This window comes from Rhodoferax sp. XS2R6, from assembly GCF_056521365.1.
In genome coordinates this window covers 95,557-106,556 of record NZ_JBWMAY010000003.1, presented here as the reverse complement: position 1 = coordinate 106,556, position 11,000 = coordinate 95,557, and the positions used below count along the sequence as shown (strand labels likewise).

At 62.2% G+C, this 11,000-nt stretch carries 12 protein-coding genes; 5 read left to right on the top strand and 7 right to left on the bottom strand.

Annotation, left to right across the window (positions count from 1 at the left end; all coding sequences use genetic code 11):
- Positions 1-68: 68 nt before the first annotated feature.
- The 3 genes from AC097A_RS12045 to AC097A_RS12035 form a co-directional block, all read right to left on the bottom strand.
- Positions 69-932 (bottom strand): PEP-CTERM sorting domain-containing protein, encoded by an 864-nt coding sequence (locus AC097A_RS12045; RefSeq protein ID WP_315479683.1) that lies wholly within the window; start codon positions 930-932, stop codon positions 69-71.
- A 189-nt stretch (positions 933-1,121) separates the two neighbouring features.
- On the bottom strand, positions 1,122-1,769 hold the full coding sequence (locus AC097A_RS12040) for a FecR domain-containing protein (RefSeq protein ID WP_479621034.1): 648 nt from the start codon (positions 1,767-1,769) through the stop codon (positions 1,122-1,124).
- A 138-nt stretch (positions 1,770-1,907) separates the two neighbouring features.
- Positions 1,908-2,555: a response regulator transcription factor gene (locus tag AC097A_RS12035; RefSeq protein ID WP_315474009.1), complete on the bottom strand. Its 648-nt coding sequence runs from the start codon at positions 2,553-2,555 to the stop codon at positions 1,908-1,910.
- A gap of 27 nt (positions 2,556-2,582) precedes the next feature.
- On the opposite strand from AC097A_RS12035, the gene AC097A_RS12030 reads away from it, so the two are divergent.
- The 3 genes from AC097A_RS12030 to AC097A_RS12020 all read left to right on the top strand — a co-directional run bounded on the left by AC097A_RS12030 (position 2,583) and on the right by AC097A_RS12020 (position 6,036).
- Positions 2,583-3,971 carry a sensor histidine kinase gene (locus AC097A_RS12030; RefSeq protein WP_479621033.1) on the top strand — a complete coding sequence of 463 codons (1,389 nt, stop codon included), beginning with the start codon at positions 2,583-2,585 and terminating at the stop codon, positions 3,969-3,971.
- A 152-nt stretch (positions 3,972-4,123) separates the two neighbouring features.
- Positions 4,124-4,702 (top strand): ferritin-like domain-containing protein, encoded by a 579-nt coding sequence (locus AC097A_RS12025; RefSeq protein ID WP_479621032.1) that lies wholly within the window; start codon positions 4,124-4,126, stop codon positions 4,700-4,702.
- 29 nt (positions 4,703-4,731) lie between these two features.
- On the top strand, positions 4,732-6,036 hold the full coding sequence (locus tag AC097A_RS12020; RefSeq protein ID WP_479621031.1) for a PQQ-dependent sugar dehydrogenase: 1,305 nt from the start codon (positions 4,732-4,734) through the stop codon (positions 6,034-6,036).
- A 1-nt stretch (position 6,037) separates the two neighbouring features.
- On the opposite strand, the gene AC097A_RS12015 is transcribed toward AC097A_RS12020, so the two are convergent.
- Complete coding sequence (locus AC097A_RS12015) at positions 6,038-6,568, bottom strand: hypothetical protein (protein WP_479621030.1); 531 nt, start codon at positions 6,566-6,568, stop codon at positions 6,038-6,040.
- A 103-nt stretch (positions 6,569-6,671) separates the two neighbouring features.
- Here AC097A_RS12015 and serA point away from each other — a divergent pair, with 103 nt between their 5' ends.
- Positions 6,672-7,916, top strand: a complete 1,245-nt coding sequence (gene serA / locus AC097A_RS12010) for a phosphoglycerate dehydrogenase (RefSeq protein ID WP_479621029.1) — start codon at positions 6,672-6,674, stop codon at positions 7,914-7,916.
- A 10-nt stretch (positions 7,917-7,926) separates the two neighbouring features.
- On the opposite strand, the gene AC097A_RS12005 is transcribed toward serA, so the two are convergent.
- Complete coding sequence (locus AC097A_RS12005) at positions 7,927-8,367, bottom strand: FKBP-type peptidyl-prolyl cis-trans isomerase (protein ID WP_479621028.1); 441 nt, start codon at positions 8,365-8,367, stop codon at positions 7,927-7,929.
- A gap of 65 nt (positions 8,368-8,432) precedes the next feature.
- Here AC097A_RS12005 and AC097A_RS12000 point away from each other — a divergent pair, with 65 nt between their 5' ends.
- Positions 8,433-9,584 (top strand): HD domain-containing phosphohydrolase, encoded by a 1,152-nt coding sequence (locus tag AC097A_RS12000; RefSeq protein WP_479621027.1) that lies wholly within the window; start codon positions 8,433-8,435, stop codon positions 9,582-9,584.
- Here the strand turns inward: AC097A_RS12000 and AC097A_RS11995 are convergent.
- Positions 9,550-9,981, bottom strand: coding sequence for a hypothetical protein (locus AC097A_RS11995; RefSeq protein WP_479621026.1), 432 nt, complete (start codon positions 9,979-9,981; stop codon positions 9,550-9,552). The two genes, AC097A_RS12000 and AC097A_RS11995, sit on opposite strands and share 35 nt — an antisense overlap.
- A 95-nt stretch (positions 9,982-10,076) precedes the next feature.
- Positions 10,077-10,892 (bottom strand): PRC-barrel domain-containing protein, encoded by an 816-nt coding sequence (locus tag AC097A_RS11990; RefSeq protein ID WP_479621025.1) that lies wholly within the window; start codon positions 10,890-10,892, stop codon positions 10,077-10,079.
- Positions 10,893-11,000: the final 108 nt, after the last annotated feature.

Genomic DNA, 11,000 nt, shown 5'->3' with positions numbered 1-11,000 from the left:
GTGCAGCCCGCAAGAAGGAAAGATCCGACCAGCCTGCAGACAGGTGCCAAGGTAAATGCCTTCATGGTTCAGCTCCCCGTGGCATGGTTTGCGAACGCGGGCAGCGCGTTGCGCCTGCGCCGTGCGATGGCACCCATCAGGCCCAGCCCGGCGAGCAGCATGGCGTAGGTCTCGGGCTCGGGTACAGCGGCGAGTGTTCGGCTATCGAAGCCGTTGTCCCCAGTGATGTAATAACCTTGCGGGAGCGCAAAGCCGTAGCGTGATGTTGCCGCAATGGAGGTTCCGTTGGCGGTGGTATCCATCAAGTTCGTTTCTGTGCGAAACCCCAGATTGAAGGAGCTGCCGGGCAACAGGGCCATGGAATAGTCGAGCTCTTGGTGGAAGTCGAAGGTCCCTGTGGAACCCTGCCGTATGCTGAAGCCGCCTGAGGATGCGCCGTGCTGCCTTCCTACCCGGAAGTTCAGGTCGCTGTAAGAGGCAAAGTCTAAGGAGCCGGCATAGCTCCAATCCCCCATGCGAATGTTGACCAGGGCCAGCTGGCGATTGTCGGCCCGCGTCAATGACCCGGTGACGTCCATCTGGGCTGTCACGGTGACTGGCGACGCCCCGCTGCCGTGCAAGGTAAAGGTGCCTCCGGTAGCACCCCACAGAAACGTGCTTCCTCCGGTATTGCCATTCACCTGCTGCGACAGCACGGTGCTGTACGCTGTGACGCTGCCTTCAGCGCTGATCCTTCCGTAACCCGGCAAGCCGAAGCTACCGGGCCCTATCGACAGGGGGCTGCCAGTGCAGTCGCCCGTGCAGGAGTTGCTGCTGAGTTCGACCCAACTGGTGCCACCAGCGGGCATGTGAAACGTGTTTGCTGCGTGCGCCATCGATAGGGCGCAGCTTGCCGCGATGGCTGCGCGGGAAAGTAATTTTCTGAATGACATGAAAACTCCCTGAAGTAAGGGCGGTGTGCCCTGTTGCGAAGTGCGAGGACTTCAGGCGAGAGGCTAAAAGGCGCAGGACAAAGCAACAATGGGCCTGACTGCGTAGGCTGCGGCCGTTTCCTACGCAGTTCAGCGTAGAAAACGCCGCCCAATCTCAGGCTGTAGTCCATTCAGACTAGGCCGTCATTCCTAGTAGCTCACGCTTTCTTTGCCCGCGAAGGGCGGCTGGCGGCCCACCAGGGCTTCGAGCATGGTGAGCTCGTAGTCGCGGTGGTTGATCACCGGGGCCGCCTTCAACAAAGGCGCGGATGTCTCTGTGCCAATAAAGAACGGTGAGTCGTGGTAGCGGGTCACCACGGTGCGTGCCTGGCTCGGGTCGGCTCTGGGGCTCAGGTCTGCGGTGCCGTAACACAGGCAAAAGTAGGTTTGTGTGTCTGTGGCCTCGATATAGCAGGCCGTGCCGCGTATGCCGGCGGTGGCGGTGGGCATGTCTATGCGTTTGTTGCCAGGGCCAAACACGGCCAGCACCTTGCCGGTAACCACCCGCAGCACCGCCGTGATGCCTTCGCTGGTGAACTGCACCTGGCTGTCTTCGCGCATCAGGTAGGCGTTGTTGCCCATCACATAAATGACTTCACTGGCCTTGCCGGTGGCAATGGTGTCACCCGTCAGCACCAGCTGCCCTTCTTTGGCCGCGCTGCCGTTGACGCGCACCGTGCCTTTGAGGCTGCGGATGCCTGGGGTTAGCGGGCGTGTGCCCATGGACATCACCTGCACCATGTAAGACGACAAGCTGACGGCGCCCAGCGCCTGAAGAATGCTGCGACGGTGTGGCATGGAGATTCCCCTCGGTTTGGTGGTGCGTGTGGCGCTGTGCCTCGCGCCATGCTACCTACTTGGCCACCCCTTGTGCAATGGGTCCGTCTGCGTAGGCCACGGCCGGTGTGTACGCACTTTGGCGTAGGTGTGGTTGCGCTACAGGGTGCCCGGCGCGGTGTTGGCGCTTTCGGCCCGAATGGCGTAGGCCGCCATCTCGGCGCTGTTGCGCAGGCCCAGTTTGCTGCGGATGTTCTCGCGGTGTTTGCGGGCGGTGGCTTCGCTGATGCCTAGTTTGGCGCCCATTTCTTTGCTGGTGAGGCCTTCGCCCACCAGCTTCAGGATCACGGTTTCGCTCTGGGTGAGTTTGGCTTCCGGTCCGGGCGCCGCGGGGTCCTGGATGAAAAGGGCCGCAATGTCATTGCTGACATAACGCCTGCCTTGGGCAATCCGTCGGATGGCTTGCAACAGTTCGTGGCTGCTTTCGTTCTTGGGCACATAACCCGCAGCACCCAGTGCGAGGGCTGCGCGCACCGACGCAGCGTCCATGCGGGCGGTGACCACCAGTGTGCGGGTGGGGCAGTTGGCTGTGCGCAGGGCCTGCATGACAGCCAGGCCATCGAGCTGGGGCAGGCCCAGGTCCAACAGCAGCACGTCCGGGGCCAAGGCTAGCACCTGTGCCAACGCGCTGGCACCATCGTTGGCCAGGCCGATACAGTCCATGTCGGCCTGGGTGTCGATGAGCATTTGCAGCGCATCGGCCAGCATGGCGTGGTCTTCGGCAATAAAAATGCGTACGCTTGGCATAACGATGCAATCAGGGAGTGGTCTGCAATGGGATGGAAGAAAACAAAGTCTCTGGCCCGGCAGGCCTACGAAGAAAAAGCGTTCGCACTGTATTTTGCCTACGAAATTCCGTTCCCCTATATCGGCGTGACAGTGATTGCGCTGGCCTGTGCCTGGCTGATGTATGGGCACGTCCCGACCCCCTACATCGCGATCTGGTTTTGTGTGGGCGGCGTGTTGTCCGTGTTGCGCGAAGTTTTTGTGTGGAAGATGAAGCCGCGCTTGGCGCAGGGGGAGGGGTATCGCGAGGTTCTCTGGGGCTTCACGCTCTCCTCCCTTTTGACTGGCGCGACGTGGGGTGCGTTCACCTGGATGTACTTCGACGCTGGGCGGCCGCTGTCCTTGCTGATGATCGGTTTTGTGTTGGCGGGGTTGGCCGGTGGCACGGTGACGCCGGTTTCCATCTTTCTACCCGCCTATTACGCCGGAGTGTTGCCTACCGTTGTGCCCTTTGCCATCCTTTTGGTGTGGGTGGGCACAGTTGAGCACAGTGTGCTGGCGGGGCTCATCGTGGTTTTCCTTGCCTCTATTTCCGGTTATGCCCATGTGACCCACCGGTTGCATCGCGAGTCCATGCGGCTGCGGTACGAGAACCAGCAGCTGATCGAGGTGCTGGGTGAGCGCAAAGCCGCCGCAGAGGGCGCGTCCAAAACCAAATCGCTGTTTCTTGCGGGTGTCAGCCACGACCTGAAGCAACCCATTCGCGCCATGGGCCTGTACCTCGGTGTGTTGCAGCACACCGAGCCGACGGCCCAGGCCACAGCGTTGGCCAGTGTGGTGCCAAAAATGGAGAAGGCCCTGGCCGAATTACACGGGCAGGTGTCCCGGCTGCTGGAGTTGTCACGCCTGGAGTCCGGGGCCTTGCAATTGCACATGGAGCAGGTAGCGCTGCAGCCTGTGTTTGCGGGCTTGAACGCCTTGTTTGGAGATCAGGCCCGCAACAAAGGCATTCGCCTGCACTTCGCCAACACCAGCGAGCGACGCCATGCCGCGGTGTGGGCAGACCGGCGCCTGCTGGAATCCATTTTGCAAAACCTGGTTGGCAATGCGATCAAGCACACCCCAGCCGGAGCGGTGTATGTGGGCACGCGTGTGCGACTGGACTACCCAGAAGGCCGCCAGCTCTGCCTTGAGGTGCGTGACAGTGGCACCGGCATCGCCAGCCACTTGCAGCCACAACTTTTTGAGGCCTACCGCAGCTTTGACGACCGCGCTGCCAGCGAGAGCCATGGGCTTGGCCTGGCCATTGCCAAGGCGCAAGCCACTTACCTGGGGTGTGATATTCGTCTGGTCTCTGAAGAGGGGGCTGGCGCTACCTTCACCCTGTGCGGGCTGGCAGACGTGCCGACCGAAGCCCCAGCGAGCCCAATGGTTTAGGTTTGGCCCGATCGGTGGTCTGGCCGTCGGGGGATGGCTCTGATGGCGCGCTGCGTATGTGGCATGTGCGCCAGCGCACGGTGCCGGACTCCGGCCGGCCCCATGCTTTGTCTATTCCTAGCGTTCTAGGACCACGACTGAGAGGTATTGCCATGAACCCATCCGAGCCTATTGATGTGGACGCATTGCGCGCCCGTGCCCGCCGCCATATCGAGCAGGGCGCCGTGACCGAGGGTTACGCGGCCGACCGCCACGCGGTGCTGGAGATGCTGAATGGCGCACTGGCCACCGAGCTGGTGTGCGTGCTGCGCTACCGGCGCCACCACTACATGGCGCGTGGCATCCATTCGCAGGCGGTGGCCTCGGAGTTTTTCACCCACTCCAACGAAGAGTTGGGCCATGTGGACCAGATTGCCGAGCGCATCGTGCAACTCGGCGGGGAGCCTGACTTTGCGCCCGACACCTTGATCGAGCGCAGCCATGCGCAGTACATGGAGGCGACCACGCTGGTGGACATGATCAAGGAAGACCTGGTGGCCGAGCGCATTGCTATCGACAGTTACCGGCACTTCATCCAGTACCTGAGTGACCAGGACCCCACCACGCGCCGCATGCTCGAAGCCATCCTCGCGGTGGAAGAAGAGCATGCGGACGAGTTGGCCGATTTGCTGCAGCGTGTGCCGCCCCAGCCCGCCCCAGCCCAGCAGCTGCTGGGCCTGCACGCGATCTGAGGCCGCCAGTGCGCCACCTGTCCAGTCCTTTGAACTTTCTTGCCGTGGGCGCAGCCGGGCTGCTGTGCGCTTGCGGTGATGTAGCCACACTGCCGGTCGCGGCGGGCACCGGGCCCAGCCCGGTGTTGCCAGAGCCCGTGGCGAGCGTGGTGCCCACGGTCAACATTGCACCGGCACAGGGCTGGAGTCTGGGGCATGCGCCTGTCCCCGCCGCAGGCCTGCAGGTGCAAGCATTTGCCAGCAAGCTCGACCATCCACGGTGGTTGTATCTGCTGCCCAACGGCGATGTACTGGTGGCCGAAACCAATGCCCCAGCCAAGCCCGATGCAACGCCGAGCCTTAGGCGCTGGCTCATGGGTTTGATGATGGACAAGTCGGGTGCAGGCGTGCCGAGTGCAGACCGCATTGCCTTGCTGCGCGATACCGATGGCGACGGCGTGGCCGACCAGCGCACCGTGTTTTTGGAGCAGCTGCACTCGCCCTTCGGCATAGCCCTGGTGGGCGCCAACCTGTATGTGGCCAATACCGACGCGGTACTGCGCTTTCCCTACACCCCTGGGGACACCCATATTGCGGTGCCCGGTACCAAGGTGGTGGACCTGCCTGCGGGGCCCATCAACCACCACTGGACCAAAAACCTGATTGCCAGTGCCGATGGGCAGCAGCTGTATGTCACCGTGGGCTCCAACAGCAATGTGGGTGAGCGCGGTATGGATGTGGAGGTGGGGCGGGCTGCCATCTGGCAGGTCGACTTGCGCACCCAAACGCAACGCATCTTCGCCAGTGGCTTGCGCAACCCCAATGGCCTGGCTTGGGAGCCACAGACCGGCGCCTTATGGACCACGGTGAATGAGCGCGATGAAATCGGCAGTGACCTGGTGCCGGACTACCTCACGCAGGTGGATGACCACGCTTTTTACGGCTGGCCTTACGGTTACTACGGGCGGGTGGACACGCGGGTGACGCCGCCACGCCCCGACTTGTTGGCCCAGGCCCGATTGCCGGACTATGCGCTGGGTCCGCACACCGCCTCCTTGGGCCTGGCCGCCGCCACGGGTGAGGGCTTGTTGCCCGCCCTGGCGCAGGGCATGTTCATTGGCCAGCATGGCTCGTGGAACCGCCGCCCCCACAGTGGCTACAAGGTGGTATTTGTGTCGTTTGTGCAGGGGAAACCGGTGGGCGCGCCCATTGATGTGCTGACCGGATTTTTGAGTGAAGACGGAAAGGCCTATGGACGACCCGTGGGGGTGGTTCTGGACCACAAAGGCGGCTTGTTGGTGGCCGACGATGTGGGCAATGTGGTGTGGCGTGTGAGCCGCGCTGGCGCCTCTTGAGCTAGGCGATTTCGGGGCTGGCGTGGGCGCTGGCCGATTGCCCCACCAGAGACAGGTTGATCTCCCGCATCACCAGGGTTTTCTCGGCCTCGTTGCGGGTGTGCACCACCAGCACCACGCTGCCAGACTTGATGGCGTCCATGACGAACTCTGAGAAGCGGCCTTCTTTTTTGGCGGCACCAGCCACCGCACCCACAATGCCGCCCACACTGGCGAACCAGCCCAGCATGGCCAGTGGCGCGATCAAGGGGCTGGCCACAAACAGTGTGATGCTGCTGGCCCACAGCATGGCCGTTCCCACGGCTCCCACGCCGGTGCCCACCGCAGTGCCGATGGCGCCATCGACCAGCATGTCCTTGAGAATTTCATCACTTTCCACCGGCTGAATGGTCTGCCGCGCATCGCTTAGCAGTTCCATGTCACGCGGTGCAATGCCAAGCTCCTGCAGGCGCGCCCTCATCCGCGCGGCTTCATCGTGGGTGGCGTACAGCGCAGATACGCGGTGGGGGCTGCTGGGAAGGTGTGTGTCCATAAGGGGGCTTTCGTTGGTTTGTGTTCATTCTTGGCCGCACCTGTGCAGGCGGTCGGTGCGTTGTCGAACCGACGCAGCGCTGGTCTGCAGCGCCAATACAGCGATGTCCTCTCTGATCACTTCAACACCTTCAAGTCCCTCCGCCATTGCACTGAATGTGGTGTTGCTGGAGGGTATAGACCCGTCGGCCGTTAGTACCTTGCGCGATGCGGGCTTTACTCACGTCACCTGCCTGGCGCATGCTCCCGTGGGGGCGGCGTTGGTCGAGGCCTTACAGGGTGCTCACTTGTTGGGCCTGCGTTCCGGTACGCAGCTAACCGAGGCGGTGCTACAGAGTGCGCCATCCCTCATAGGGATTGGCTGCTTTTGTATTGGTACCAACCAGGTGGACCTGCCTGCGGCCACGCGCCTGGGCGTGCCGGTGTTCAACGCACCGTTTTCCAACACCCGCAGCGTGGCAGAGCTGGTGCTGGCCCACATCATTTACCTGCTGCGCGGTATTCCCCTGCGCAATGCGGACCTGCACCGGGGCCTTTGGATCAAGAGTGCTGCATCGTCTTACGAGGTGCGGGGAAAAACCTTGGGGCTGGTGGGCTATGGCCACATTGGCTCTCAGGTGGGGGTGCTGGCCGAGCAACTTGGCATGGTGGTGCTGTTTGTGGACACCGAGGCCAAGCTGCCGTTTGGCAATGCCAAGGAGGTGGCCAACCTGCCTGCGCTGCTGGCGCAGGCCGATGTGGTGAGCCTGCATGTACCGCAAACCCCCGAAACGCGGGGCATGTTTGGGGCCGAACAAATTGCCCAGATGAAACCCGGCAGCCACCTCATCAATGCCTCCCGCGGCACCGTGGTGGACATTGATGCGCTGGCCCTGGCGTTGGACAGGCTGCATCTGGGCGGTGCGGCGGTGGATGTGTTCCCTTTGGAGCCGCGGGGGAATGACACCGAATTTGATTCCCCATTAACCCGGTTCGACAACGTGGTGCTGACCCCGCACATCGCGGGTTCCACCCGGGAGGCACAGGCCAATATTGGCAAAGAGGTGGCGACCAAGTTGGTCCGCTACGCCCTCAACGGCTCCACTATCGCGGCTGTGAACTTCCCCAAGGTGGCTTTGCCGGCGCAGGCCGGGCGGCGCCGGCTCTTGCATATCCACCACAACACGCCGGGTGTGCTGGCGCAGCTCAATGCACTGCTATCTGCCGCCGGGGCCAATATTGCCGCGCAGTACCTAAGCACCCATGGCGACCTGGGTTATGTGGTGGTGGATGTGGAGGGCGCGACAGACCTGCCCGCGCTGGACCGCCTGTGCGCCATTCCCGGCACCGTGCGCTGCCGCTGGGTGTAGCGGCAGCGGCTTATTTGCCGTTGATGCCCAGCAGTTCCACCTCAAACAGCAGGGTCGCATTGGGCGGAATCACGCCACCCGCACCGCGCTCGCCGTAGGCAATTTGCGGCGGGCAGGTGAGTTTTGCCTTGCCGCCCACCTTCATGCGCTGCACGCCTTCGGTCCAGCAGGGGATCACGCGACCCAGCGGAAACTCGATCGGTTCGCCACGCTTGTACGAGCTGTCGAACTCTTTGCCGTCCGGCAGCGTGCCGCGGTAGTGCACCTTCACCGTGTCGCTGGCCTTGGGGCTGGCGCCGGTGCCTTCTTTGAGCGCGCGGTAGACCAGACCGGTGCTGCTGACCACGGCGCCGTCTTCTTTGGCGGAGGCTGCGGTGGTGGCGTTTTGGGCCCAGCTGCTGACGCTGGCCAGAGCAAGGGTGAGGGCGGCAATGCGGGTAATGGTGTGCATGGTGTTTGGTTTGGAAAAATGAGAACTGGATTGTCGCAGTCGCTTGGTCGTGGTTCAATTCACCCATGTCAGCGCTTCCCGACTCCCGCTCCATCATCCCTCAGTACCACGGCATGGGCCCCGTGGCGCACAGCCTTACCGAGCAGTTGCGTGCTGTTCACGGCCTGATCAGTGCGCGTTACCCTTTCATCGACCGCGTTGCCGTGGTTTTGTATGACCCGGTCACTGACCTACTCAAAACCTTTGTCAGCAGCAACAAAGACGACACCCTGCTCAAGCAGTACGAGGTGCCTTTGGCAGATGTGCCTTCATTGGCCGAATTGGCCCGCACGCGCCAGCGGCGATTGGTGGGCGACATTGCAGAAGCCTTTCGTTCCAACAGCCCGCACACCACCTGGCTCAAAGCACAGGACTACCGGTCCAGTTACACCACGCCCGTGTTTCAGGACGGGGCGCTGGCGGCCTTCCTGTTTTATGACTCCAAGCAAGTCCAGGCTTTTGACGAAGGCGCCGCAGAGTTCCTGGATATTTTTTCTGACCTGATCGCGCAGCTTTATCTGCTGCAAAAGCGTTTGGCGCACGGTCTGGTTGGCACCATCCAGGTAGCAGTGGATCTGGCTCGCATCCGTGACTTTGAAACTGGCCAGCACTTGGAGCGTATTGCCTACTACTCGCGCATCATGGCGCGGGCGTTGGCCAACAAACATGGGTTGACGGACGAGTACATCGAATATGTGCAACTCTTTGCCCCCTTGCACGACATCGGCAAGGTCGGCATCCCCGACCATATCCTGCTCAAGCCCGGGCGACTGGATGCGCAGGAATACGAAGTCATGAAGCGTCACGTCACGATTGGCGAAGGCATCATCGAGCGCATTGGCCACGACATGGGGATCCACGAAAGCCTGCCCAGCCGCATCATGCGCAACATTGTGGCCACCCACCACGAGCGTGGCGATGGCTCCGGCTACCCGCGCGGACTCACCATGGCTGATATTCCCATCGAAGGCCGTATCGTTGCGGTTGCCGATGTGTACGACGCTCTGACCAACCGGCGCGCCTACAAAGAGTCGTGGGACGAAGAGGCTGTAGCCCAGGAGTTAGCGCGCGAAGTAGCCGCGGGCCAGCTCGACGGTGAATGTGTGGCTGCTCTAATGGATGCGCGAGAAACCCGGGCCGCTATCAAGCTGCGCTTTGCCGACCAGCGCGCACCCTGAGCGGGCGCAGCGCCGTCACCAGACTCGCACCCGCCAACGCAACCCCCGCCAACACTTCAGACCAGATCGTCAGGTTGGTGACCAGGGTGTGTTCGCTGCACAGCGCCAACGTGTAGTGCAGCAGCCCGTCTAGCCCACAGGCGCCATAGGCCATAAGCAGCAGCGCACCCACTGCATGCCACCCCAAGCGACTCACAATGAGCCCCGCCACGCCCAGGCTGCTGACCGCCAGCCAGGCCCAGTACACCGTTTCGCGGGTGATGAAGGCGGGCATGTTGGGGTAGTAGGCGATGTACTCCGCGTTGTGCGCAAAGTGCGTGAGGCTGGCGATGAAGTACACGGCCAGCAACAGCCAGACGGGTTTGGGGAAATGGGCCGCGGTGAGAGGCAAAGGCATTGTTGTCGTGGGTTGTTCAGGATGCTGCGATTACATCATCCCGAACTACCCATACGGCAGACTGCATGGCGTACCAAGGCGGCCAGGCAGGGGCGTTAAAGCAGGGTCTTTTCGGCGTGTGCCCAGTAGCCCGTGCGGCCGTAGTGCTGGTGCAACGCGTCTTCCCAGTGGCGATCCATCAGTACTTTCGGGTCGTAGGGCGGTGAGGCTTTGACGGCGTCCCGGCTCAGGTCCAGTGACACAGTCTCGTTCGACCAGTGCATCCCGTTAATCCAAGGCGGTGCGACCAAAACCTGGTGGCCCATCCACCAGTTGCTGGTGTTCACCACCAAGTAGCGGATGGCCCAGGTCATTTCATCCACCAGATAACCATCTACATGGCCGATTTCACCGTCCGTGGCCTTGACGTGGTAGCCCGTGACCGCTTCGCAGCTGCGCAGATGCGGATCATCGTTGCGATGGCGTGCGCGCTCGGCGGCCAGTTCGGCTTCATCCTCGCGCTGGCGCTCCGCCCAGTCAGGTCGGTTGGCTGCGGCGCTGGGCATCACTGCGTAGGGGTACATGCCATCGCCCCACAAGCCTTGGCCACCCCAGTAGTTGGGGTAGCCGTAGTAGCTCAAATACTGCATTTCGTTCTGGCGCGACACCGGCTTGTCGGTGTCGATATTGGGGCTGTTGCGGACCTGTTCCTGGGTGATGTTGACCGGCATGGTCTTGCCGTGCCAATCGGGCACTTGCGCGGACAGGGGAGACACCAGCACTTTGCGGCTGGCAAGCCAGGTGCCTGTGTCTACCACCAGATAGCGGATGGCCCACGCGTCGTCATCAAAGTACATGTCCTTGATGTGCCCAATCTCGCCATCGGTGGCGCGGAGAGCAAAGCCAATGAGATCTTCTGTGTTGCGCAACATAGCGGCCTTCCTACGTACCGGGCCATGGAGCCGCGGATACAAGTGGTGATTGCAGGGAGTACCCGCGGCTTGCGCAAAGACGTATGCGGCGCAGGCCAGGGGCACGGG